The organism is Actinoplanes sp. NPDC026623, assembly GCF_040638275.1.
Classification (GTDB): Bacteria; Actinomycetota; Actinomycetes; order Mycobacteriales; family Micromonosporaceae; genus Actinoplanes.
The window spans coordinates 12,655-37,341 of record NZ_JBEZXZ010000075.1; the positions used below are offsets into that span (position 1 = coordinate 12,655).

Genomic DNA, 24,687 nt, shown 5'->3' on the forward strand with positions numbered 1-24,687 from the left:
TCCTGGCGCGGCTTATAGGTGCACGCCCCAGAGGTCGGCGAGCGCCGCGGCCACCACCTCGAACTCGGTGGTCATCGCGACGCGGGTCTGTCCGTCGAGGGAGGTGATGCCCTGGTAGTCGACGGTGATGGTGGTGCCGGTGTCGGTGATGTCGAGCCATCCGTAGCCCTGGATGGTGGCCGGGGCCTGGTGGTAGTAGCCGGCGGACCAGGGCTCACCGGCGGCGACGGAGCCTTGCTGGATCGGGGCGCCGCCGGCCTGCGGCATCCCGTACGCGCCGGGTGCGGTGCCGTCGTCGGCGCACAGCGCGTGCCGGTCACCGAAGATCACGTACGCGCGGACCTGGTGGGCGGCGATGAAGGTGTTGAGCTCGGCGAACTCGGTGCCGTAGGAGCCCCAGCGGCCGGAGGCCGGGTTGTCGTGGCGCCAGTACATGTTCCCGCAGATGATCTTGACGGGTTCGGGGTCGAGGAGCCGGTCCTTGAACCACTGCTTCTGTTCGGCGCCGAGCATGGTCTTGCCCGGCCCGTCGGGGTCGGTCTGCGGGTCGCGGTAGGAGCGGGTGTCGAGCTGGATGAAGCGGATCCGGCCGATGGTCCAGGAGTGGTAGCCGCCGCGGCCGTTGCCGGCCGGCAGCGGGTAGGTGGCGAACACCTGCCGGTACGCGGTGGCGACCAGGGGCCCGGCGGCGGCGGTGCGGTCGGAGGTGTCGCCGCCCCAGTCGTGGTTGTCCCAGCAGTAGTTGAACGGGATCTTCGCGAGGTGCGGCGCCATGCTGGCCGAGCCGAGCGAGGTCATGTGCTGGGCGAGGATGTCGGCGGCGGTGCTGGTGGGTCCCCAGTCGCGATAGTTCAGGTCGCCCATGTGTATCCCCATGAGCGCCCGCCCGTGTGGGCCGGTCTGGTTGAGGATCGCCGCGTAGGTCTGGTCGGCGGGCACCGTCCACTGGCAGGAGCCGAACCACAGGCTGAACGACGCGGGCATCCCGGCGGGCGGGAAGGTGCGGGCCTCACCGTGACCGGTGGAGAGCAGCTGCCCGTCGGCTTCGACGCCGTAGTGGTAGCCGGTGTCCGGGGCAAGGCCGGCGATGGTGAGGCGCACGAGCCCGTCGGCGTCCGGCCGCGCGGGCCTGGAGGCGACCGGCGCGGTGAGGTCGGCGGTCGTAGAGACGAGGAGCCGCGCCGAACTCGCCCCGGACAGCCGGTAGACGGCGGTGAACCCGGTGTCGGTGACGGCGCCAGACCACGGCCCGGCCTGCAGCGTCGCCGCGGAGGCGACGGCCGGCCAGCCGGTGCGGGAGAAGTCGACGTCATCGACGACCACGGCGAAGCCGGGCAGCCCGGAGCGGATCGCCCCGACCTGGCACCTGACCGCGCCGCCCGCACCGAGGGTATTCAGCGTCGCCGTCGAGGTCAGCGTCTCCGCGATGCCGCCGTCGCCGCCGAAGACCGCGAGTTGGGCCTGTCCGACGGTGGCGGAGGTGACCAGGATGGCCAGGCCGACGTCGACCCACTGCCCGGCCGTGATCGCCGTGGTGCTGGCGGCCAAGACGGTCCCGGCGCCGTCGCGCAGCTGCAGCCGTCCGGAGTTGATGATCCGGGCTTCGGCGAGGAACGCCCCAGCGGTGTCGGCGAACACCATGACCCGCATGCCCGGGGCATCGGGTGGCAGGACCGGCAGCCGGACCCGGACCCGGCCGTAGATCTGCCCGGTCGGGGTCCCGGTGACCGACGTGCTGCGTTCGGCGTAACAGATCGCCCCCGGGGTGCCGGTGAGAAATTGCAGGCAGCGACTGCCGCGGTAGGGGTTGGTGTCGATGACGGTGACGCCGCCGCTCGCCGGGCCGGTGATGAAGTCGAACCCGGCCGCGGCCGCGGTGGTCGAACCCGGCGGCAGGCCCTCGAACGTCGCGACGGCCATCACGCCGCCCTGGTGGCGAGGACCTGCACGACGAGGTGGGTCCAGCCGGCGCCGGTGTCGATGTCGGCGGTCAGGTAGTCGCTCGGAGCCAGCAGCACCAGATCCAGGGGCACGACCCGGCCGGAGGTGTACTCCCCCGCCGCGATGACAGGACGGTTGCCGGGCGTCGAAAAGACACTGGTGCCGTTGCGGTTGACGTCGATGACCGTATCGACGGTAGGCGGGGTACCGACCGACGCGCGGACCGCGGCGACGAGCAGCGTCGCCGCGGTGTCGTTGTAGAACCGGGCCCGGCCGATCGCGGGCGCGATGGCGGTGCCGGGCACGCTCAGCGGCGGCAGGATGAACCCGAGGTCGTCGGCGCCCGCATCGGTGGTGACCATCAGCGCGCGCGGGCCGGTGCCGGCCTGCGCCCACATCCGCTTGACCCCGTCGGGGCCTTGCAGGGGCGGGATCTGCCCGACTGCGCGACCGCCGACGACCCCGTCGGGGGTGGAGGTGATTGTGGTGGTGGGTTGCCCGTCCGGGCCGATCAGATCGGTGTGCTGGGTCCCGCCGACCTCGGCCGTCCAGAACGTGACGGCAATGCTGCCGACGACCTGGGCGAGGTTGTCGATATCGCCGATGCCGTCGACCGTCGCGAACGTCCAGTCCGCGATACCGCCGCCGAAGGGGAAACGTGACATGAAAGCCCTCCTTCTCTAGGCGACGGGCCACGCGGCCGCGGCGATCTGGATGTACTGGCCGGTGTTCAGCCCGGTTACGACGAAGTCGACGGACACGATGCCGTCGGTCTTGATCCGGACGATGAGATGCGCGCCGGAGCTGCTGGAGATGCCGATCGTTTCGATGTCGGCGCGGGGACGGAACCCGGCGGGAAGCCGTCCGAGGGTCGTCTGGGCGCTGGCCACGGTGATGTTGCCGCCGGTGCGCCGGGCGGACAGTTGCAGGAACGCGATCCCATTGACCCGGTACAGGTGGTTGGCGGCGTTGGTCCAGCCGCTGTTCAGGGCAAGGCTCGTGTTACCGCCGTCGTCCTGCATGACCGTCCATACGGTGCCGCTTGATTCGTAGCTGCGGCCGGTGTCGGTCTCGCGGATGTGCCGACCGGGGGCGTGCGCTGGGCGTGAGGTGGATTTGCAGAGGATCTGCCCGTCGTCGCCGAGGTACCAGGAGCGCGTCGTGAGCAGCGTCAGCACCCCGCCGGCGATGCGGACCTCGGCCAGGGGTATCTCGTACCAGGCCGTCGGTCCGGTGCCGACGTTCGGCGCCGGGGCGGTGTCCGCCGTTCCGGTGCGCACGGCGGTTCCGACGCGGTAGCCGGCGTCGCGGAACAGGCGCAGCACGACCAGGTCGACGCGGGCTGGCCCGGACAGGCTCGGCGTGTAGATGATCGGTGTCAGGCCGCTGGCCCACGGGAAACCACGCAGCAGCCCGCTCAGGCCGGGGCGGACGATGATCTGCCCGCCGGAGACGCTGACCGGCGGTGCGTCGTTGGGGTGGCCGATCAGCCCGTCGGCGGCCTGCGGGTGCGACATCGCCTCGTACTGCGCCTCGGTCAGGTTGCCGGTCGCGGAGAGCGGCGATTCTTCAGCCATGCGCGTGCCTCCAGCACCGCCCGGTCCGGGGCGGCGCACGATCGGGACGGCCTGGTCCGGTAGTGCCGGACCGGCCTTACAAAGGGGTGAGGGTGCCGTCGGGTCGACCGCAGCGGCGGCCAGCCGGTCAGGGCTTGGCGGGTTGCACGGTGCGTTCGAGGCGGCCGACACGGCTGTCGATGTCCCGCAGCCGTTTGACCCAGGCCGGGTCGTAGGAGGCGGCCTGCGACCCGATGGTCGAGGTGACGACCTCACCGGCGGTCGCGTACGCCTGCAGGTGCACCGTCTGGACCCGGTCGGTGAGGACCTCGCCGGGCCACAACTCCATGGCGACAGTGCTGCCGACGTCGTAGTGCACGCCGTAGCGCTGCGTCGGGGTGTCCATCGTGGTCGCGGCGAGCCGGGCGTTCTGGCCGCCGTCGCTCAGAGCTTCGTCGCCGGCCTTCTGCAGCTCAGCAACGGCGCCGTTACCCGGCCTACTGACCAGGGTCTCGACGCGCCCCCATGCGCTGATCGAGGCCGGGTCGGTGCGTTCGAGGACGAACCGGTCCGCGCTGGTGCCCTGCCCGCCGACGATCGCGGCGCTGACCTTGGGCGATTCGATGGTGTAGCCGACGTACTTCAGATTGCCGAGGTCGAAGCTGTAGCGGACCTGCGCGGAGCGGTCGTCGGGCCGGTACACCTCGAACAGGATCTGCCGGCCGTCCTGCCGGGTCCGGAAACCGAGATCTCCGCCGCCGGTCGCGGTGGTGCGCAGCACGTCGGTGACGACCTCGAGGCGGGTCTTGACCGTGACGGCGGAGCCGATCCCTGCTTGGGCGCCGAGGACGAGTTGCGGCACCCGCCGCTCGGGCAGGGCGCGGGGTCCGGCGTTGAGGTCGACCAGGGTGCGCATCGCCTGTTCGGCGTTGCCCGTGAACGTCCAGGTCTCGACGTCCTGCTGGTCGGGCGCCTTGCCGGGGTTGGGGTAGGTGATGCGCCCGGCGATCCAGGCCAGGTCGTCGGCGAACGTGACGGTGAGTTTCCCGTCGCCGGCGTTCTCCCCATCATCAGACCGCTCATACAGCCGTTCCTCGATCGGCCCGGCGAGCAGCACCGTGCCCGGGTAGTCGGCGGCGGGGTCGGGGCCGCGGATGACGACCAGGCGGTTGCCGGTCTGCATCTGCTCGCGGATCCATGGGTAGCCGGGCAGGACGGCCTGGCCGCTGCCGGGCTGATTGAAGCGCAGGCTGACGTCGATGCTGGTCCAGCAGACGATCGGGTCACCGACGATGGCCAGATTCCGGTCGGTGACCAGCAGCGTGTACTGCACGGCTACGCCCCCTCGAAACGAGGACGGAAGCTGACCGTCAGCGCGGTGCCGATCCCGGCGCCGGCGACGGTCAACGTGACCGGATTCGCCCCGGAGCGCAGCGGCCACAACACTGCGCGCGGCCACGACAACGCCCCGGCGAGGTTCTCCCCCGCCGGGCCACGCACCACCGGTCGGTTCGTCGCGATCGTGACCGTCTGCCCCGCCGCGAGGGGATAGGTGAGGGTGAAGCCGCCGCCGGCCCCGGGATTGGTGGCGGTGAACGCGCTCGCCGGGCCGGTGAGCTGCAAGACCGGCCAGGCGTCGACCTCGCCGGGGTTGTCGATGGTCATGTCGCCGAGGACCCGCGACGTCGACAGCGACGGGTACGGGCGAAGGAACGGCCGCCCGGGCGCGTAGTCGTAGCGGAAGACCAGCGGCTGGGTGGCCCGCCAGTACCCGTCGGGCGCCATTAACGTCAGGACCGGGTTCGCGTACACCCAGTTCTGGCCCGGCTCGCCCCGGAAGCCGTCCTCATACCAACACTCGATCTCGCGGACGTTGTCCTCGCCGTCCGGGCGCGCGACCCGCAGAATCCCCGGCGCCCGCCGATGCGTGGTCATCGTGAACGCGCGCATCAGGTTCCGGTACCGGGTCAGGAACTGCAGGTGGGTGTCGCCGTGGATGTGCAGCGGCCAGGTGATCCGGCGCGGCTGCGCGCGCACGAAGCGAACTTCTTCCCCACCGCGTGACAGCGGGTCGGTGACGAGTTCGATCGGGGTCGCGCCCCACCCGGCGATCTGATCGGTGGTGAAGTAGCCGAGCTCGTCGTCGGTGTTCGATAACTGCCAGACCTGCCCGTCGGGGTCGGTCCAGGTCGCATCGATCGTGCCGATGTCCTCCGACCACTGGGCCAGGTCGCCGACGGTGGGGTCTTCGGGCCCGGTGACGATGTTCGCGCCGACGGACAACGGCATCGCCCACCCCCTCGCGAAGCTCGTTGGGCAGCGGCCGTGGTGGTGGCGGCCGTTCGAACTCGCAAGAGGGGATGCTTGTCGTCTCGTTTGACTGAATAGTCAGTTACGAGACATCGCTTGGACGCCACGATGGTAAAGAACTCCGAGGTGGGATCGGTGCCTTTACTTGATATCTCCACTCCAGGCGTACGCGTAGCCACCATCCTTGAGCGTCGTTGCCGTCGCCTGGAACGACAAGGCGCTTTCCGTGGTGACCGGAATGGTGCGCTTGAAGCCGTCACGGCCGTCGCACTGCAACTGACCTTCAGCCTCGGGGACCAGTGCCTGTCGGTCATGAATCAGAATGTTGACGATGCTGTCGCCGCTGCACGCGAAGACGAACTCGACCGTTCCACTTTTCGCTGGCTTGCCCATTAGCGTGTTTCCCATGCTTGGGGCGAGGGGCCCCGCACCCTGAGGCGAAGTGGGATCCAGTCCCGGCTGCAACCGCTTCAACTCTGCTTTGGCCGCATCTCCGGGAAGCGCGGATGAGGCGGGTGCAGGGGTGGGCGGCGACACCGTCGCCGGGTTGTCGCCCTTCTCGTCGGTGCAACCAGAAACGGCGAGCAGGACACAGATCGGCAGGGCAATCGCGGACAGACGCATAGTTGCTCCATTGAGGTGGGCTCAGCAAGAATAGAGACTGCTTCAGTACAGTACGGACGAGTGCACCGTATCGGACGGTGCTGGAGTGGGACGTGGAGCTATCGATACCAGGCTGCGCTGGTGCTGGCCTGGTTTGGCAAGGCGGAGGACATGACCGTGCTGGGTGCCGCCTTCAAGATCTCGCGGGCGACCGCGTACCGCTACCGCGACGAAGGTATCGCCGTGTTCGCCGCCCAAGCGCCAGACCTGCACCCCGCCCTGGGGGATTAGCCGACGACGACGCTGTAAAAAAAACTGCGTCACCTCACCGTCAGCGCAACGCCGGATCGGCGACATCGTCGTCGATCCGGCGTTGCGCTGACCCATTCCGATTACAGACCTACAAGGCTTCTTGGAATTACCTTGTTAGGAGTTGAAGCGCCCGAGGGTGATGTCGCCCACCTGCGGTGCATTGACTTTATAGGTGACTTTCTTCTTGGGAGTGCATGGCGCAGCGATCCACTCCTTGGTTCGAGTGATCTTCCAGCCCATGCTGCCCAGTCGCACCCGGTACGCCTTATTGGTCTTGTTGCTGTCAGACACCTGCAGGGCACGCTTCACCGAGATCTTGGCTCCAGCTTTGATCTTCAACGTCTCCTTCGCCTTCGCGACCACCCCGCTCACCTCGGCCTCCGTGCCGAGCTCGACCTCGGCGGAGATCTCGTGTGCCGACTCCGTCGTGTAGGTGGCAGTTTGGTTCGGGCTGAGCCAACTGGAGAATGGCTCCTCACTGTCGACGACGAAGTGCGGGCTCCCCGTATAGGTCACCTTTGCGGGATCGTTCACCTCTGGACACGACCTGACAGAAGGCCCGGTCGGCGCTTCCGGGTTCGGCTCGTAGACGGTAGCCGTCAACTCCTGGAAGTCACCCTCCACGACGGATCCATCCGGAGCGAACACAAAGTCGTCGGCGGACAGTTCAACGACCCCGGCCGAAGGTTCGTCCGTCGCGGGATTCACGTCGGCGTGCGCAGACGAGATACCCGCCGCCAAGATCGTAACGGCGAATAGCGACGCGCCAACTTGTGCCTTGTATCGCACGTATCCCTGCAATTCTGCGGGTCATACCCGCCTCGTTCAAAAGCCAACATGTCCATACCTTCACAACGTCGCCCGCTTGAGGAGATAGTTGGAAGGATTGCCGGTACGGCCCTGCCGTCCGTGCCGGGAGAAGCATGCCATGTCATCGATGTTTGCGGGCGCTCATGAAGATCGATGTGGCGCTTGTCATACCGGTTGTTGAGGTGAGTTAACACCCAAATCGGATTATCGCTATTGACTGAGCATCTTTCTCCGGCCACCGCATGCGATGCGTAAGGATTGCGCAACGCCTTGTGTCAATGGATACCAACTCGAACTCCCGCGGTCAGGTCATTCGATCCACAGGTAGTAGGTGAACGTATGCCCTCACCAAAGGGACGTCACCGGCTCCGGTAGACGCGGTTCAGGGAATCCTCGCGGTCCTGCAAGGCCCGCAACCGGGCCGGGGTCAGCGTCGAGTCGCGGAACTGGAACAGGTACTGCGCACCGTTTCGCGCCTCGGCATGCTGGTAACCGGCGCTGAGCTGTTTCCACTGGCTGTCGGTGAGGACCGGTTCGGGGCGGCCGGTGCCGTTGGCGACCACCGACAACCCCGGCGGCAGGTACCCGCCGTTGTCGTACAGGGCGGGCAGGATGCCGCCGTCGCGCAGTGCCCAGTGCACGTGGTTGTAGTGGTTGGCGGCGACGGCCCCGCTGTAGACGTGCGGTTCACCGTTGTGGATCTGCCGTTTCACGGCCGGGGTGAAGATCAGCTCCCTGGAGTCGGGGAACGCGTGGTGGATCCAGTCGAAGACCCGCATCAGCGGGGGTACGTCGACGGCCCGGCCGTGCTCGCCGTTCGCGGCGTCCATGCCGTGGTACGACCGGTTGCCGGTCACGGTGATCGCCCCGGGCCGGTAGCCAGAGATCAGCGGCAAGTCCGGGAACGGACCGTGCAGGATCCGCATCATCGCCGCGGCACCGATCCCGCCGCGGCTGGACCCGTGCGGGCCGTCGCCGGTGAACAGCTGCTTGACCCGATCGACCACCGCATCGAGGAGCCGGGCCGGGACGGCGGTGACTGCCCGGCCGATCATGCTGGTGCGGCCGGGGACCAGGTTGAGCAGGTCGAAGGTGACCCGGCGCAGCACCCCGGCCGGGTCGGTAAGGACATCCTTCAGGCCGGTGAGCGCATCCCCGGCCTGCTTACGGACCTTGCCGAGCAGGTCACCGAACCCGTCACCGACACCCCGGTTGTTCGGCCCGGTCGCGGTGGCGCGGGCTGCCAGGTACTCCTCCACTCCCGCGACGCCGCCGGTCCGGGCTGCCCGGTTGACACCGTCGACCCAACCGGCGCCGAGCGCGGCGGTACCTTCCGGACGCAGAATCGCCTCACCGCCGGACAGGTCGAGGAGACCGCCGCTCGCCGAGACGAACCGGTGGACATCGCGGCCCGGGGTATAGCCGGGCAGAATGCCACCGTCAGCGAACTTGACCGGGGGCAGCTTGTTGTTCCAGCTGTCCGGCAGGCTGATCTTCACGTCGTCGGGCTTGACGTGAAACGCCTTCGCCAGGGTGTTGTAGCCCTTGAGCAACCCGTCGTTGAGGACGGTCTGGACCACGAACCGGATCGGTTCCTTCGCCGCGTTGGCCAGCAACGCGAACGCCGTCGCCAGTACGGCCAAGCCCTGCTTGAATCGCGGCGCCACATGCACCGCGATGACGTCACGCAGGTAATCGAAGAACGGCCGAATCCGATCCCAGACCGGCTTCACGGCCACCGTCCAGAGCTGGCCGAAGACGAACGCGAGCGCCTTAGCTCCAATCTGGACGATCCCGGCCAGGACCTGGAACGCGGCGCCGGCGACCTTGAACGCGACTCCGATGGCCTCGAAGGCGGGTTTCACGATCGCCGAGTACAGCCAGCTCAGCGCCGGGCCGATGATCTTGGTGATCCACCAGCTGATCGCGGAGAAGATCGGCCGGCCGATCGTGGACCAGAATCCAGAGACGGCCTGCCCGATGATCACGAACTGGGTCGCGAAGACCTGCGACAGCGGATACAGGTAGTTCGTCCAGAGGAACGCCGCGGCGTCGCCGATCGCGGTGAAGGTGGGGGCCAGGATCTGCTGCCACAGCCTGGTCAGCCGGTCCGCGTACAGCTGCACGACCTGATCGACCAGGGTGCGGAACGGCTCGACCGACTGGTACAGCGCGACCACGCCGGCGGCGATCGCGGCGACCCCGGCGACGATCGCGCCGGCCCAGCCGAGCGAGATCGCCGAGGTGACCGCGGCGAGCACCGCGAGCCCGGCGGCCGCACCAGCGATGGCACCGACCAGGACCTCGAGGACGTCGATCGGAATCTTGTTGATCCACTCGAACAACATGGCGAAGCCGTCGACGACGGCAGAGCCGATCGGCGCCGCGGCCTCGACGAACCGGATCCCGGTGATCGCGAGCTGCTTGAGCATGTCAAGGACCGGCGGCGCGTTCTCCCGCGCGTAGGTAAGGAACCGCTGGAATCCCTGGTTGGTGTCCAGGGTGGTGGCCCAGTCCGCGAACTTCTGGGTGATGTCGAGCAGCCCGTCGGACACCTCGCCGGTCAGCGGGGTGAACGCCAGGAACAGCCCGGCCATCCCCCGGGCGATGTTCGATCCGGCGGTGAACAGCTGCTCGATCGTCGGCACGGCTGTCGACTCGATGTAGGAGAACAGCCGCCGCCACGTCGGGTCCTTGAGCTCGTCGACGGCCTTACGCGCGAGCGAACCCAGCGCGTCGGACACCCGGCCGACGAACGTGATCACCCGTGGCAGAGCAGGAAGCATCGCCGTGATCGCGGTCTGCAGACCAGACAGCAGCCCGTCGGACGCCGCCGAGCGCAGCTGGTAGAACTCGTCGCGCAGCCCGAACACGAACTTCGCGAACTCGCGGCCGGTGGGTGACAGCTTGCCCATCGCGGTCTCGACGTTGCTTATCGCGTCGCCGCCGGCCACCCCGGCGCTGGTGTAGGCGCGGGCCAGCGCGCGTTGCGAGGAGATCAGCTGCTGCTGCGCCCCGGCGAGGGCGTTCGCGGCCTGGCGCTGCTGGCTGGTCTGCGCGGCGACGGCATCGGCCACGCCGCGTTGCGCGGCCGCGACCCGGTTCGCGGAATCGGCGACGCGCTCTTGGGCGGCGCGGACCCGGTCGGAGCTGTCGACCTGCGCCTTCGCCGCGGCTTTGCGTTCCTCGGCGAGGCGGTTCTGCTGCACGCCGAGTTGCTTCTGCTGCAGCAGGGCCTGCTCGTAGGTGATGCGGGCCTGCTCGCGTTCCTCCTTGGTCGCGAGTGGGTTGGCCATCAGCCGGTCCAGCGCCGCCTTGGCGTCGGCGACATCGAGGGTCGCCTGGCGCTGCCGGAGCGCGTTTTCCTCGATCGCGAGGCTGAGGTCTTCGAGTTCGCGGCGGGCTTGGCGGCGGGCTTCTTCCCTGGCCTCGGTCAGGTCTTGCAGGGCGCGTTTGTGCACCAGCAGCGCCCGGGCCAGGTTGATCTCGGCCTCTTCGAGGTCGCGGGCCGCGCGGCGCTGCGCTTCGGCGTTGCTGGCCCGCACTGCGGCCAGGCCGCGTTCCGCGGTGGCCACCGCGTCGACGGCTCCGGCCACCTGCGACTGCGCCCGTGACAGCGACGCCGCCGACGAGCCGGCGGCGTCGTCGGCCTTCATCAGCGCGGAGACCGCGTCGCCGATCCCGCTAAAGCCAAGCGCGAGGACACCGACGGCGATCGTGGACGCGGCGGCGGCGGTGCCGATGAACCCGATCGCGGTGGTCGCCGCGGCGGCGGCCGGCACGATGGCGGTGCCCAGCGAGGCGCCGGTGGCGATCAGCAGCCCGAGCCGGCCGAGGTTGACCTGTGTCGCGTCCCCGAGCCCAGCGAGGGAGCGTAGGCCCCGGTCGGCGTCGACCTCGATCTCGACGTGCGCGTCCTGACCGTCGAGGTGCTCGACCATCTCCGCGACGGCGGCGAGCTCGGCGGCGCCGGCCGCCGCGTCGAACCGGAACCGCACGTCGGCGTCGGCGCGCGACAGCTCCTGCAACTGCTCGCGCAGGTGCGCGATCGCCGCCAGCGCCGTGGTTTCGTCGATGTCGATGCCGACCCGGCGGCCGGCCAGTGTGGCGAGCTGGCCGCGGATCCCGGCGATGGCCAGTTCCGCGTCGGTGGAGTCCGCGCGGATGTCCAGCACCGGGAGCCGCTGCATGGCGTTGCGGACTGCGGTCTGGGTCTGGCCGCTGAACGTGCGGGCGAACGCGTCCGCGGCGGCCTTGGCGATCCGTTCCGCGTCGCGGGCCGCGTCGGCGGCGGCCTGCTGCGCGCGACGCCGCGCGTCGGCCTGTTGCTCGCCGGCGGCCTTCTCCGCCGCTCTGCGCGCGGCGTCGACGGCGGCCTTGGCCGCGGCGTCGGCCGCCTGCTGGCCCTCGGTCTTGACGTCTGAAAAGAAGCCGAGCAGTTCCCGCCGTGCCCGGTCGGTGTCGGCGTTCAACTCGACCGACGTGTTGCTGTCGGTGATCTCCTGCAGCAGGGCCTTGAGGCGCAGCATGCCGGCCATCGCCGCGACCTCGTCGATGTCGACACCGATACGCTTGTCGTGCAGCCGTGCTAGTTCGTCGCGCAGCGCCTGCACTGCCCGGTCGGCGTCGGAGGAGTCCGCGGTGAGCTCCACCTCGGGCAGCGCCCGAAACGCCGCCTCGACCCGCTTGTGGAACGCCGTCGCGAAGGTCCCCGCCAGGCCAGCGCCGGTCCGGTTCATGTCCGGTGCGACGGTGCGCGCGGCGCGCTGCGCGGCCTGGCTGAACCCGGCCGGCAGCGTGTCGTCGAGCTTCTTGCCGAACTGCCGTGCGAGCCCGTCCAGACCCTTGCTGATCTCGCGGTCGATGAACCGGAAGGACGGTACGACCTGCAAAAAGGCAGTGCCCGCGCTGTACGCCATCACCGCCCCCAGCTGCCGCAGGGCCGCGACGGTGAGACGGGACGGCGGCTACGAGGCCACAGACACCGGATCGCCGGCCGCCCGGCCGCCCCGGCGTGCGGGCGGGCGGGGCGGGGCCGGTTGGGGGCCGTGGGGCAGCAGCCGGGCGACGAGGTTGCGGTGCTGCGCGCGGGCGCGGCGCTTGCGTATCCGGTCGGCGGCGGTCCGCGGCCGCGGATACGCGGGGATCTTCGGTGGCTTGCCACCGGCGGCGGCGGTCACCGCCTGGATCAGCTCTCCGAGCCGGTCGTAGGTGTGCGTGGCCATCTCCAGCTCCGGGCTGAACTGCGACATCGACGCCGCGAGGCGCCCCGCACCGGCCGGCGGCCGATCCAGGAGGTGCTCGGCGAGCTGCTCGTCGTCGCTGAGTGCTTCGACGAAGTGGCTGTTGCGGGGCAGCGCGTCGATGACGTTGAGCAGGCGGCGCCACCGGCGTTGCTGCCACAGCTCGTGCAGGTCGAGCCCCTGAGGCAGCAGGTCACGTTCGATCGCTTGGCCGTATCGGGCCAGCAGACCGGCGAGGCGCTGGTCATCGGCCGGTGTGGCGCACAGCCCGTAGTGGGTGCGGTAGGTGCGCACCAGGTGCCGCATTCGGTAGTCGGGCAGGGCGGCCACCAGCGCACGGCTGTCCGGGTACACCAGCAGTTGCAGGAAGTGCCGCCGGTCGCCGGTGCCGGCGGCGACCGCGCGCCACGACACCGTGCGCGGATCCCGCAGCCGGACCGGCCGACCGAATGCCCGGACCTTGAGGCGGTGATGCGGGCGTTCCGCGTCGACGTCGTCGAGGTCCAACCCGAACGCCGGAGGGTCAGGGCGCGGGGACACCGTCAGGGGCGAGGTTGTAGTGCGCCCGGTAGTCGCTCATCAGCTTCTCCAAGCGGTAGATCTCCATCCGGTGCGCCAGCAGCGTGGCCCGCTGCTCCGGGGGCAGCAGGGTGTGCATCATCAACCGGGGATTGCCCTGCGCCGCGTCGAGTTCCTGCCAGTCGGTGTCGATCTGATCCATCAACAGCCAGTTGCGGCCCTTGTAGGTGAACCAGAACGGCGCCGGGCGATCGGTCGGGCGTTCGTAGGCGTCGAGGTCGCACACCACCGCCACGGCGTCGTCCTCGAGGACGGGCGCGGCGTCGAAAACCGGGCCGGCCGGGGTGGTGGTGTCGTGCGGGGTGACAGCAGTCATCAGCGGAAGGGCTCCTCACGGTTCGGTACGGCAGATGGCCGTGCCGGGTCAGCGGTTCCTTGTGGTGCCGCCGCGCAGCTCGCGGGCGGGCGCCGTTTCCGCGGCGGACGGTGGAGCAGCAGCGGGCGCCGGGGCTGTGCCGTCGGGCTTGGGGAACCAGCCGTCGAAGGCCAGCGCGACCGCATCGGATGGGGTGTAGGCGATGCGTTCGATGAGTTCGCCGTTGGCGTCGGCCTTGATATACGCGCCCAGCGGCGTGCCGTCACTGCCGGGCGGTAGAAGCTCTGCTCCGCGGTTCACAGCCATGCGACTCCTTCTCTCGTGCAGGTGATGCGGGAGTGGCGGCAGCGTTGGGCGCCGACGGGTGTCGGCGCCCAGGGGCCGTTATGGGGTGGTGGGCTCTCGGTCGAAGCCCATGGAGGCGAGCAGGGCGAGCCATCCCGGCCCGGCCCAGTGCCAGCGGTGCGAGAACCCGACCGCGGAGTCCTTGTAGCCGGTGAAGGTCATCGGGTACTGGATTGGGTCGTCGCCCTCGCCCATGTTCTGATCGCCGAACTCGGTGATCCGGGATCTCGGCATGTACCGTCCGAAATAGATCTCTCCAGCCTCGACCTCGTCGACGAACAAACCGAGCACGCGGTAGTACCGCGGCTTGGGCCGGTCTGGCTTGGCGATGGCGACCTCACCGCTGCCGGCGGTCGCGCGCAGCGCCGCCACGTCAGCGCCGGTGAACAGGCCGATGACCTGCTTCTTCGTCTCCTGCGCGTTGATCGCCATGGTGATCTCGTCGCTGGTGACGTCCTCGCGGGTGGATTCGACCGACCCGAATGACCTGACCTTGGTCGTCTCCGTCGCGCGGGCGAACGCGGCCGCGTCGGTGGATAGGTGCCCGAGGTCGCCCCACCCGGACGGCAGCGGCAAAAGTTCCCCACCTGTGGTGGTCAGGGCACCAAGTGAGGGGACGCTGTCCGGCGCGACGAACACGCTGCCGTCGAGGGCCTTACGAATCAGCTCGGATTTCTTCTCTTGCAACGCCGCGTACGACACGGCTCACCTCGCAGACGGGTAGCCGCCCGGCACGCAGGCTCGGGCGGAAGTTGAGGAGGGCGGCGGTGCGCTGGTCAGCGCGTGGGTGCGCGGCGGCTGACGAGCAGGTAGCGGCCGGTGAAGCGGCGCACCCCGGGCGCCCAGGGCAGCTCGATCGGGGCGGCGTCCACGACGACGCGGTCCACCCGGCCGTTGCTGGCCCGCAGGCGTTGAAGAGTCAGGAACTCGTGCACGCGGGCGGCCAGTTGCTCGCCCTCGGCGTACGTCTTGTGGAAGACGTCGATGTCGACGCGGGCATAGTCGCTGAGCCGGTCGCTGTGCCCGCCGGTGCGGGTCACCCGGCAGAAGGGCAGCCGCTGCGCGAGGTCGGCCGGGGTCTGCGTCGCGACCCGGCCGGCGCCGACCAGCGGGGTCAGGACCTCGATGAGCAGCACGTGGATGTCGGGGAATCGGCGCGCGAGGTCCGCGAGATCGCTCATGTGCCGCGCCCGAGCACGTCGATCCAGTCGAGCACCTTGGCGAGGACCCGCTGGGGGTCGACGGTGGGAGTGCCGACCTCGACGAGGATCGCGTGATCGGACGTGTTGGCCAGTTGCGCGGCGACCCGGGCCATCGGCGGGCGGCCGATGTCGGTGACGATCGTGTCGACGATCTCCCACGAGCTCTCGTAGTCGCCGGTGTCGCGCGGCGAGATGAATTCCGCGTACGGCAGCGCCGACGCCGCGATGTCGTGCACCGCGTGGCGTAGTTCCGGGCCGACCGCGCACGCGGCGATGCCCTTCTTGTCGAGCTTGAACCGCACCCGCACGACGGCCACGCCCGTCACCCCCTGCCCGTCGGGTGAGGCGACGATCGGAGCCCGGGATGCCCGGGTCAGCCGGTCGTGCGGCGTACGGGGATCTCGGTGACGGTGTTGAGCCACTCCCGCGGGGTGCCGGCCACCTCGTAGAGCAGGCCGCGGATGCGCACCTGATCGTGGGCGTCGACCCGGGTGCCGGGTGGGGCGAACACCGTGGCGTCGGCCTGCACGGTGTTGGCGTTGACTTCCAGCTCCCGGGTGGCGCCGGGGGCGAACAGGCAGTCGGGCACCACGGTTTCCGTACCGGTGCCGGGGATCGGGTCGCCGAAGACATCCGTGGCCGGCGGGTGCACGATCACGACCGGCTCGGTGTCACCGCCTGCGGCGAACATCGCGCAGGTGAGCGAGCAGGCGGAGGTGGTCGAGGTAGCGAAGGTCGACGGTGTGTCCGGGCTTCGTCCAGATGGTCCCGGCCCGGCGCCGGTTGCGGCGGATGCCGGCCAGCAGCGTGGTGTCCGCAGGGGTCAGGGCGAGCAGGCCGGATGCCAGGTCCGGGTCGTAGGAGCGGGAAAACGGGCCGGTCGTCTGCGCGCGCAGCCCGTCGGGGTTGCGCATGACCCGCACCGTCATGTTGAGCACGGCCAGGCCGACGCTGTCCGCCGACAGCTGCCCGGACGCGATCCTCTCGGCCACCGTGGGATAGGTGTCGCGGACCAGCTGCGACGCCCGGCGCAGCAACGCCCGGACGAGGGCTTCGCGGGCCGGGGACAGCGCTCCGAACAGTTCGGTGTACTCGTCGACGGTGGCTAGCGGCGGCGGCCCGTCGATGGTGCGGAACCGCACGTGGTACGCCTCGCTCTGCACGGCCGTACCCGTCGCGCGGAACACCGCGCGCCACAGTCCCGGCTCATCGCCGAGGAACGTTGCCGGATACTGCCCGGGCGCCGACGCTGACTCGACGACCGGGACGGCGTCGACGGCGACGGCGACGGTGCCGTCCGGCCGTGACCAGGTCGCGGTAACCGTCGCGCCCGGGGTGGTGGTGAAGATCAGCTCGACGGTGTCGCCGACGTCCATAGCTCACCTCCGTCCGGGCGTGCCTGGCGGACGTCGGCGACGCGAGCATCGAGTGGCGGCGCCATCAGTCGGCGTCGCCGGCGCGAAGGTGACCGGCCCGTACGCAGGCGGCGATGATGTCACCACGGTCGGTGTCATCGGCCACCGAGACGTGCATGGCCGCCGCGTAAGCCCGCCACGCCTCGACACCGGAGCCCTTCCCGGAGCGCGGCGGCGGCACCACCGCCGGCAGACCGCCACCGCCGCCGCTGTCCGGGAGCACGAGCACCGGCGCCGGGTCCGGCGCGGGTTCCGGCGCCGGTTTAGGCGCTGGTGTGGCGTCGAGGTTCCAGGTCGGCGCCGCCGGTCCGGCGAAGACGGGCTCGGGTTCCGGCGCGCTGGCGTGCTCGGGTGGCCACGCGTGCGGGTTGGTGATCCGTTCGGCGATGTCGGCGGGTAGGTCGTGGTCCGGTCCGTAGGCCCGCCCGTCGATGATCACCCAGGCGGCGAGGCGGCGCTGCTGCATGTCGGCCACCTCGCTTACAGAACCTTGGCGGTGAGCAGCCGCTGCGGTTGGCCGATGACGGGCATGCCGACGCCGCCCACTTTGGTCCAGGTGCGGACCGGGTCGCCTTCCTTCATCACCACGCCGACGAGGCCCGGGAGCTCCTCGAAAGCGAGCTGCGGGTTGGTGCCGCCGATCAATTCGAGCGCTTCGGCGGTGATGCCCCAGATCGTGCGGCCCAGCGTGCGCGGGTCCTGTGGCAGGTACACCATCCGGTCGGCGGGGATCGGGCGGGTGGAGACCCCGTCGACGTCGACAAGGGTGTTGTAGGAGACCACCTGCGGCAGGTCGAACGATTCGAGCAGGGTGTTGAGCTGCGCACGGCTGATCATCGACGGGGTCACGCCGTTGCCGGCGGCGAGCCGGCGCACCTTCTCGTTTCTCAGCATGTGCCCGATGACGATCCGGGACGTGAGCGCCCAGGCGGGCGGCTCACCGGCGTCGTCGGTGAACAGGTCCGCCCACGAGCGCATCTCGTCGAACGGGTCGGAGTCGGCGTGGTTGGCCCAGGAGATCGCGGCGACGGGCAGGTGCGATGGCGACACCCCGAAATCGGCTTCGAGGGTGAGGCCGTTCTCGCCGCGCAGCGTGAATCGGCCGTCGGTCAACACGTCACCGCGGGCTAGCTCCTGGCGGGCGTGGACCGCACTGGTGTTGATCTCGGCGTCGTTGTAGACGGCGTCGACCATCGCGGAGGTGATGTCGCCGCCGGAGCGGGCCCGTTCCAGCTTGAGCCGCTCCTCCTCGCCGATCGGGGTCTTCTGCCCGAGCGGGGGCAGAGCGACGCGCTTGCGTTCCAGTCCCGGCCTGGATCCCACCGGGGTTTCAGCGTCGAAGGCCCTGAACTTCGCGGCCCTGTTGGTCCGAATGAGGGTGTCGAAGGCGGCCTCGATGTCGGGGATCGTCTCGTCGGGCAGCCACATGTTGAGGGTGTAGTTGGCCGGCGTCGGGATCCAACGCACGTAGCCGGTGAGGACGGCCGGCTCCACCAGGTCGAAGTTGATCATCGTGTGGGGGTGTCCTTACCGGTAGCGGAGGGAGCCGGGGGCGGCGGCGATGCCGGCGGCGTCGAGGCCGTGGCCGGCGGGCAGCCGGGCGGTGACGATCGAGCCGTGCCAGAGCAGGGCGGCGCCGACGTTCGCGCCGCCGTCGACTCGGATCGAGGAGAAGAGGTGCCCGGCGAGGTGCTGCTGGCCGTTGGTCTTCGCCGGGTCGTAGGGGCCATAGAGGCCCGTCTTGTCGCCGGAGGTGATCAGCGCGACCGGCATCCCGGACGGGATGGCACCGTTCGGGTAGTGCGTGGCCCGGGTGAACTCGCTGACGGCGACGGTGATGGATTCGGTGCAATCGGTGCCGTGGGCCGAGCCGAGCCAGGCGCGGTCCTCGACCAGGTAGGAGATGGTGCGGACGGAGATGTCCATGCGGGCGATGCCCTCCTTCAATGGGGCGGGGACGGGCTGACGCCCGAGAGGGGTGTTAGGCCGGGGTGTCGGGCCGCGGCTGCTGGCGGCTGGCGAAGCGGGCCTGCGCGGCGGCGCGTCCGGCGGCGAGGCCGGTCAGCGTGGTGGTGCCGGGGTTTCCCTGGCCGTAGTCGGGCAGCTGCCGGGGCAGGCCGACGCTCGCCGGTGGCGCCGCGGGCACCCCGGGAACGGAGGCGGGCAGCGCCGGCGCGGGAACGGCCGGGGCGGCGGGCACCGCGGCGACAGCCGGTGCGACGGCCGCGGGTGGTAGGACGGCGTTGACGAAAGCGCTGACCTTGTCGGTGTCGACGCCGATACCGTCCGCGGTGAGGAACCCGCCGGTGTTGACCCCGGCGATCAGCGCGGTGACCTGATCGGGCTGCAGCCGGGCACCGACCGCGGCGCGCAGGTGCGCGTCGACCAGGACGGCGCCGGCCTGCTGCATGGCCTCGGCCCGGCCGGCTTCCCGGGCGGCGGTGACGGCCTTCTCGTGTTCGGTCTGGTTCGCGGTGATGAGCTCGTCGTGCGCCTGCGCTTTGGCGCGCAGCTGCTCGTAGTCGGCCATCGACTTGAGGCGGTCCTCGTTACGGCGCGCGTAGTGCCGCCAGTACGCCTCCCGCTGCTCGCCGGTCATTTGCTCGAGGGGCACCCCGGCCGGGTATCCCGCCTCCCCGGCTGCTGGGTTTGGCGGCGGATTCACCGGGCCCGGCGAGGGCGGCGGCGTGCCCGGCGGCGCGGCGGGCGCGGACGGGACCGGCAGGGTGCCGGTGCCGGGGGTGCCGGTCGGTGCCGGGCCGGGCTCACCGACCGGTTGCGAGCCGCCCCTGACGGGCCAGATCGCCTTACCGGCACGGGTGAGACCGAGCGCCCGCAGAGGTTCACCAGTGAGTGGATCACGCAGGCGGGGATGCGCAGGAAGCTCGACGGTGGGCGCGGTGCAGGGCAGGGAGATTCGCATGTGGTGTCCCCATGTCGGGTGGCGGTGGACGCGGGCCCCTGACGGGCGCGCGACGAAGCAGCCGACCGGCGCAGGCCGGACAGCAGGTGGTGGTGCGGGATCAGCCGATGGCGTTACGCGGCGACGCGGTCGGCGTCGGCCGGGGCATCGTCGCGGCGCGGGGCGCGGGCGACGTCTCGCGGGCTGCGATAGTGCTGATCGGCGTTGATGAGGATCGGTCCGAGTTCGCCGTGCTCAGTGATCTGCACACGGATCTGTCGCAGCGCCTCATGGGTGTTGCCGCCGGCGGCGGAGTAGATGGCCGCGAGGTCGTCGGCGTTGATGGAGAAGCCCGGGTCGGCGGTGTCGCCGACCGCGATGACGCCGCAGCGGCAGCCCGGGTGGATCGGCTGCAGCTGCTCCATCGAGTAGACGCGGTCGGCGGCGACCACGCAGATCCCGCACGGCGGTCCGCCGCTGCCCAGTTCCGGGCGCAGCACACGCCGGTAGCCGCCTCGCACGTTTCGTACGCGCATGAACCGGTGGGCCTGGGCGCGGTGCGCGAGGCTGATGTCGGTGTCGACCACCATCGCGGCCCGCTGCAACACCTTCTGCAGGGCGACCGTGTCGGGTTGACCCTCGGCGATCTGGTAGCGGTAGAAGCTGGCCAGCCGCTCATAAGGCACGCCCGGATCCAGCGGCCGGGTGCTGGTGCGGGCGGTGTCGCCGGTCGCGCGGTCGGCCTGCGATGCGGGCAGCGGCGGGTCCGCGCCGACGCTGGCGGTGATCGCCTCGGCGAGGACCTGTTCGGTGAGCGGGGACAGGACCCGGCGCAGGGCGGTGATGTCGACGAGCCCCACCGGGCCGACCCGACGCCCCAACACGAGGGAGGTGCTGCGGGCGAGGTAGGCGTCGGTGAGCCGCGCCATGCGCCGCTGCGACGGCTGCACCAGGCGCAGAATCTCCGCGATCAGCGCGGCGACCTCGCCGGGGCGCCACCAGCCACGAAACCTCAGCAGCCGTGACCGGGTGCCGTTCACCGCGGTGCGGGTCACCTGCTCCCGGGCGGCGGCCTGGGCGTTGATCAGCGCGACGAGCTGGGCGAGTTCGGCCTTGGTCAGCTGCCCATCGGGCCCCGGCATGTCAGATCAACCCCTCTCCCTCGTCGGTGACGGCCGGCTGGGCGAGCCCGTCCAGCACCGGCAGCACCAGCGGTGCGGCGGCCGGGGCCGTGGGGTCGGGGGTTTGGGCGGCGGCGGCGATCTGCGCCTCGCGCAGCTCCTGCTCGTCCCACTCGGACTCCAGCTCGTCGGCACGTTCGGGGGTGTAGCCCCAGATGTCGATGAGCCGGATCCGGCGCGGGATGTCGTTGGCGGCCTTGCTCGCCGCGTCGGCGCGCTCGGACAGCGACAGCCGTGCCGGCGACGCCCACAGCGTTTCGAGCTTCGACAGATCCGCCCTAGCCGGTTCGCCCGCTTGCAGGAAGCTCAGGGCCATGACCTGCGACCACGGCAGGCTGGTCCGGTCGATCCGGTCCTGCGTCCTGAAGATCAGACCCTCGCGCTGCAAGCTCGCGCCCTCGGCGGACTGGTTCACCCCGGAGGGCTGGAGCATGAACATCGGCGTGCGGGTGACCGCGCCGAACTCCTGCACGTCGGCTTTGACGCCGTCGAGGATCGGGCGCAGGTCGACCGTGCCGGACTCCCACATCTCCGCCCCGGCCGGCAGCTGCCACAGCGCCGCCGGGTCCATCACGAACAGATCGGAGTAGTCGATCTCCTCGCCGGTCTCCTCGTCGATGTCGTCGAGACCCTTGACCGCCCGCTGCCGAAACGCCTGCATCGTGGCGATCACCAGGCGCTGCAGGGTTTGGTGGTTGATGCGCGCGAGCAGGTCCTGGTGGGCCTCGTACTCCCCCGCCTGGTCCTTGTTCAGGAACCGGACCACGGGCAGCCGGTTAAAGCCGAGCGTTCCGGAACGCTCAGGCGCCCAGTCCCATGCCCGAGGGCTCCAGGTGACGCCGATGCCGCCAACACCGGAGGCGGCGTAGCTGGCAGTGCGGCGAGCGACCCACACCTCACCGGGCAGGTACAGGTAGGCGCGGTCCTCGCCCTCGATGTCGTCGCGCATCACCTTCAGTGCCGCCCGCAGCCGCATCGGGTTCACCGGGTGTGGCTCGCCGATGATGGTCCGCGGGTCTTCGGCGGTGACGACCGGCGCGCCGGTCTCCTCGTCGACCGGGCCGACGATGACGTACGCCTCGCCGAGGTTGAGCATCATGTCGTGCACGTCCGCCGCCGTGACCGGCATCCCGGACCGCTTCCAGATCTGCGCGGCCAACTTGTCACCGACCGCACCACCGTCGGCCGCGGTGCGGAACCCCACCGGCGTCATCCGCTCCGACACCGCGGCGACCGCGAGCTGCGCATAGTTCGACCGCGCCAGGCGTTGGAACGCGATGTACATCTCGCGGACGTTCTCCGCGCCGATCGGCAGCGGCGGGTCACCACCGTAGATGTCGGCCAGCAGCCGCAGCCTGCGCTGCCGGGCGCGCTGGTTGAGCTTGGTGAACAGGCGGTCCATCCACCAGCCCGGCGAGAGGCGGGTCTGCACGTCGATCGGCACGCAGACTCACCCCCGCCGCCGGATGCGGGCACACGTCACAGCGCCCCGGGCGCCAATTCGGCTGGCGATGCATCGATCAACGGTTGTCCTTGATCATGTGCGGCCCGCCGGTTCCCCCCGTGATCGGCGGGCCGTACCCCGTTCCGCACACCTGCATCGGCGCTGGTCCAGCCCTCGGGCTCGGTCGTGAGTGCTCTGTCCAAAGGCTGTGGACGAACACGGTCAGCGGATACGGCGGGCCCGGTAAGCGCGCTTCGGCTTCGGGTTCACCCCGCCCGCGATGGCGTCCGCCCGGCACTCGTATGCGAGCACCGCAGCGACCGCGGCATCGATGAGATCCAGGCTCTTCGGAAACCGCTTGCCGATCTGCAGACCCGCCCGCGACGGACGCCGCCGGGCGTTGAGGACGTGCCGGCGCAGGACCACCGCCAGGCCTTCGCCGCCCTCGATCTGCTCCGGCGCCGGGGTGTACGAGATGCTCTTACCGCGGACCGCCTCGAAGAAACGTTCCAGGGCGGAGACCATCGGCCTGCCCCTGGCCGTCCACCATTCCAGGGGCCGGGCCTGTGACGCGCGGACCTTCAGCTTGTCGCCGAATTCCGCCGTCCATTTGTCGAGGTAGTCCTGGATGTGCGGCGGGTCGGCGTAGAAGCCGACCACCCGGAACCGGGCCATCGCCGCGGCGACGGCCGCGTCGACGGCGACCCGGTCGAGGCGGCCGTCGTCGCTGTCGGCGGGCAGCCAGTACCCGAGCAGTTCCAGGTGCCCGTCGGACACCCGGCACGCCACCAGACAGGTGGAGTCGCCGGAAATGCTGGCGTCCAGACCGAGCGTGACCACGTCCCGGTCCGCGAGGTGCTTGTCCGGGTCGGCGAGCGCATCCCATTCCTTCGCCGCGATCCACGCATCGCTGCTCGAGGTTTCGGCGTTGAGGAAGAACCTGCGGCTGTTCGACGGGATGGCGCGCAGGGAGTAGATCTGGTCGACGATGCCGTCAAGATCATTCCATTGGATCGCGTCACCGAACGCCTCGACGATCGCCGCCCGCAAAGCGGGCTCGTCGGTGAGGTCGGCGCATTCGCCCCACCGGTGATCGAACAGCTGCCGGACCCGGCCGCGTTTTCGGCCGGTGCGGATGAGTTCGGCCTCGCGGTAGGTGACCTCGGCGACCGAGTCCTCACCCGGCGCGAACATCGTCGTGGTCTCCAAGAACCACGTGCCGCTGAGCTTGCGCTTGACCAGGTTCTGCGTGACCGTCGCGTACATGTCCCGCAAGATCGGGGTGTTGTAGCGGTGGCTCTCGTCGAAGCAGACCCAGGTCTCGCGACCACCGTCCTTGGAGGACGCGGACGCGGTTGACGGCAAAATTTCGCCGCCGCCGGGCAGGTAGATCCGGGTCCGGCCGGCATCGACACCGGGCGCCCCGTACAGCGGGGCGGTCTCCTCGGTGAGGTTGTAGTAAATGGTGTCGAAGACGTTGCCGGTCTGGCCCTCTTCGGTGGCCATGATCCGCAGGACCGGCACGTGCACGGGCTGGCCCATCGGCTCGCCCGGCTCGTACACGTAGCGGAAGCCGAGGCCCCACGGGTCGTGGTAGACCTCACCGCCGCGCGCGAAACCCAGGAAACGCGCCGGACCGAGTGCCTCGAACAGTCCGATCATCCCGGCGAGGCCGCTCTTCGCCGACCCCTTCGGCCTGGAGAAGAACGTGGCGTCGTAGTAGCGGCGGCCCCGAGCATCGAGGGCGTAGCAGTCGAGGATGAACCCGGCGAACTCGTCACCCAGGCGCACCCGCTGGCCCTGCACCGCACCGGGCCCCTGGAGCACGAGGAACTCGATCCAGGCGATGGCCAGCCAGCCGAGCGATCGGGTCCGGTCGTGGCCGGGGGCGCGCACCAGTGTGCGCGGCATGGCGGGTTACCCGGCGGCGAGCCGCCGACGCCGCGACGGCGCGTCAGCCAGGTCCGTCACGGTCCCGTCCCCGCCCGGTGCGCCACCCGGGTCGGGCGTGCCGGCCCCGCCTGTGATCTCGTCGCCCGGCGGCGGCTCAGCGGTGGCGGGAGCGAGTTTCGAGTCGGTGTAGCGGATCAGCAGCTTGCGGCGCGCCTCGCGGGTCACACCCATCTGGTCCTCGCGCCGGCGCATCTCGGTCGCCTTCGTCGCGTGCAGCTCACCGGAGAAATACGACGTCCAGAAGTCCTGCTTCAGGTAGGCCGTCTCGATCGCGAACAGCCAGTCCGTCGGCGCCCAAAGCACGCAGTGCGGCATGATGCGCAGCTGCTCCCACCAGGCGCTCACCTGCGGGAACCAGCTCATTCCCGGCCCGCTCGGCAGATCGAGTTCGCTGCCCGGCCCGGTGTACGGGGTGTCCGGGACGTCGGTCCACTCGGGTCCGCCGTGCCCGTGTCTGCGGTTATTCGGTGCCGGTCCGGGCCGAGCCATGCTCACCACCACCGTTCCCATGTCGGGGGTGCTGGCGGGACCCCCCACTACCGGGTGCCCGCCGCCCGGGGGGGGGTGGGGGAAAC

The 24,687-nt window shown here is 70.2% G+C and carries 24 protein-coding genes and 1 pseudogene; 1 reads left to right on the forward strand and 24 read right to left on the reverse strand.

Annotated features, from left to right (window positions below; translation table 11 throughout):
• Positions 1-12: 12 nt before the first annotated feature.
• The 6 genes from AB0F10_RS22430 to AB0F10_RS22455 form a co-directional block, all read right to left on the reverse strand.
• Positions 13-1,920 (reverse strand): alkaline phosphatase D family protein, encoded by a 1,908-nt coding sequence (locus AB0F10_RS22430; protein WP_360628121.1) that lies wholly within the window; start codon positions 1,918-1,920, stop codon positions 13-15.
• On the reverse strand, positions 1,920-2,606 hold the full coding sequence (locus AB0F10_RS22435; RefSeq protein ID WP_360628123.1) for a hypothetical protein: 687 nt from the start codon (positions 2,604-2,606) through the stop codon (positions 1,920-1,922). Before AB0F10_RS22435 ends, AB0F10_RS22430 begins: the two co-directional genes overlap by 1 nt.
• Positions 2,607-2,621: 15 nt before the next feature.
• Entirely contained in the window at positions 2,622-3,518 is an 897-nt protein-coding gene (locus AB0F10_RS22440; RefSeq protein WP_360628126.1) for a hypothetical protein, read from the reverse strand.
• A gap of 127 nt (positions 3,519-3,645) precedes the next feature.
• Positions 3,646-4,830 (reverse strand): siphovirus ReqiPepy6 Gp37-like family protein, encoded by a 1,185-nt coding sequence (locus AB0F10_RS22445; protein WP_360628129.1) that lies wholly within the window; start codon positions 4,828-4,830, stop codon positions 3,646-3,648.
• A gap of 2 nt (positions 4,831-4,832) precedes the next feature.
• Positions 4,833-5,786, reverse strand: coding sequence for a hypothetical protein (locus AB0F10_RS22450; protein ID WP_360628132.1), 954 nt, complete (start codon positions 5,784-5,786; stop codon positions 4,833-4,835).
• 162 nt (positions 5,787-5,948) lie between these two features.
• The gene (locus AB0F10_RS22455) at positions 5,949-6,431 is read right to left on the reverse strand and encodes a hypothetical protein (RefSeq protein ID WP_360628135.1); all 483 of its coding nucleotides are present in this window, start codon (positions 6,429-6,431) and stop codon (positions 5,949-5,951) included.
• A gap of 96 nt (positions 6,432-6,527) precedes the next feature.
• Here AB0F10_RS22455 and AB0F10_RS22460 point away from each other — a divergent pair.
• Positions 6,528-6,683 (forward strand): annotated as a pseudogene (locus AB0F10_RS22460) (IS5/IS1182 family transposase); the annotation flags it as partial.
• A gap of 153 nt (positions 6,684-6,836) precedes the next feature.
• On the opposite strand, the gene AB0F10_RS22465 reads toward AB0F10_RS22460, so the two are convergent.
• The 18 genes from AB0F10_RS22465 to AB0F10_RS22550 all read right to left on the reverse strand — a co-directional run.
• On the reverse strand, positions 6,837-7,511 hold the full coding sequence (locus AB0F10_RS22465; protein ID WP_360628138.1) for a hypothetical protein: 675 nt from the start codon (positions 7,509-7,511) through the stop codon (positions 6,837-6,839).
• A gap of 380 nt (positions 7,512-7,891) precedes the next feature.
• Positions 7,892-12,424, reverse strand: a complete 4,533-nt coding sequence (locus AB0F10_RS22470) for a hypothetical protein (RefSeq protein WP_360628141.1) — start codon at positions 12,422-12,424, stop codon at positions 7,892-7,894.
• 75 nt (positions 12,425-12,499) lie between these two features.
• On the reverse strand, positions 12,500-13,282 hold the full coding sequence (locus tag AB0F10_RS22475; RefSeq protein WP_360628144.1) for a hypothetical protein: 783 nt from the start codon (positions 13,280-13,282) through the stop codon (positions 12,500-12,502).
• A 16-nt stretch (positions 13,283-13,298) separates the two neighbouring features.
• Complete coding sequence (locus AB0F10_RS22480) at positions 13,299-13,670, reverse strand: hypothetical protein (RefSeq protein ID WP_360628147.1); 372 nt, start codon at positions 13,668-13,670, stop codon at positions 13,299-13,301.
• A 48-nt stretch (positions 13,671-13,718) separates the two neighbouring features.
• Positions 13,719-13,976: a hypothetical protein gene (locus AB0F10_RS22485; RefSeq protein ID WP_360628150.1), complete on the reverse strand. Its 258-nt coding sequence runs from the start codon at positions 13,974-13,976 to the stop codon at positions 13,719-13,721.
• 78 nt (positions 13,977-14,054) lie between these two features.
• Positions 14,055-14,717, reverse strand: coding sequence for a hypothetical protein (locus tag AB0F10_RS22490; RefSeq protein ID WP_360628153.1), 663 nt, complete (start codon positions 14,715-14,717; stop codon positions 14,055-14,057).
• Between the two features lie 74 nt (positions 14,718-14,791).
• On the reverse strand, positions 14,792-15,196 hold the full coding sequence (locus AB0F10_RS22495) for a hypothetical protein (protein ID WP_360628156.1): 405 nt from the start codon (positions 15,194-15,196) through the stop codon (positions 14,792-14,794).
• Entirely contained in the window at positions 15,193-15,534 is a 342-nt protein-coding gene (locus AB0F10_RS22500) for a hypothetical protein (protein ID WP_360628159.1), read from the reverse strand. Before AB0F10_RS22500 ends, AB0F10_RS22495 begins: the two co-directional genes overlap by 4 nt.
• Before the next feature lie 56 nt (positions 15,535-15,590).
• A complete protein-coding gene (locus AB0F10_RS22505) occupies positions 15,591-15,908 on the reverse strand; it encodes a hypothetical protein (protein ID WP_360628162.1) in 318 nt (105 codons plus the stop codon).
• The gene (locus AB0F10_RS22510) at positions 15,889-16,593 is read right to left on the reverse strand and encodes a hypothetical protein (RefSeq protein ID WP_360628165.1); all 705 of its coding nucleotides are present in this window, start codon (positions 16,591-16,593) and stop codon (positions 15,889-15,891) included. The genes AB0F10_RS22505 and AB0F10_RS22510 overlap by 20 nt, the downstream gene beginning before the upstream one ends.
• 64 nt (positions 16,594-16,657) lie before the next feature.
• Positions 16,658-17,098, reverse strand: a complete 441-nt coding sequence (locus AB0F10_RS22515; protein WP_360628168.1) for a hypothetical protein — start codon at positions 17,096-17,098, stop codon at positions 16,658-16,660.
• Positions 17,099-17,112: 14 nt separating this feature from the next.
• A complete protein-coding gene (locus tag AB0F10_RS22520) occupies positions 17,113-18,144 on the reverse strand; it encodes a major capsid protein (protein WP_360628171.1) in 1,032 nt (343 codons plus the stop codon).
• A 15-nt stretch (positions 18,145-18,159) separates the two neighbouring features.
• On the reverse strand, positions 18,160-18,558 hold the full coding sequence (locus AB0F10_RS22525) for a head decoration protein (protein ID WP_360628174.1): 399 nt from the start codon (positions 18,556-18,558) through the stop codon (positions 18,160-18,162).
• A gap of 55 nt (positions 18,559-18,613) precedes the next feature.
• Positions 18,614-19,555: a hypothetical protein gene (locus tag AB0F10_RS22530; protein ID WP_360628177.1), complete on the reverse strand. Its 942-nt coding sequence runs from the start codon at positions 19,553-19,555 to the stop codon at positions 18,614-18,616.
• A 113-nt stretch (positions 19,556-19,668) separates the two neighbouring features.
• The gene (locus AB0F10_RS22535) at positions 19,669-20,676 is read right to left on the reverse strand and encodes a hypothetical protein (RefSeq protein WP_360628180.1); all 1,008 of its coding nucleotides are present in this window, start codon (positions 20,674-20,676) and stop codon (positions 19,669-19,671) included.
• A 1-nt stretch (position 20,677) separates the two neighbouring features.
• Positions 20,678-22,159 (reverse strand): phage portal protein, encoded by a 1,482-nt coding sequence (locus tag AB0F10_RS22540; RefSeq protein WP_360628183.1) that lies wholly within the window; start codon positions 22,157-22,159, stop codon positions 20,678-20,680.
• A gap of 222 nt (positions 22,160-22,381) precedes the next feature.
• On the reverse strand, positions 22,382-24,070 hold the full coding sequence (locus AB0F10_RS22545) for a hypothetical protein (RefSeq protein ID WP_360628186.1): 1,689 nt from the start codon (positions 24,068-24,070) through the stop codon (positions 22,382-22,384).
• A 6-nt stretch (positions 24,071-24,076) separates the two neighbouring features.
• On the reverse strand, positions 24,077-24,687 hold a 611-nt coding region (locus AB0F10_RS22550; protein ID WP_360628189.1), incomplete at its 5' end, for a hypothetical protein.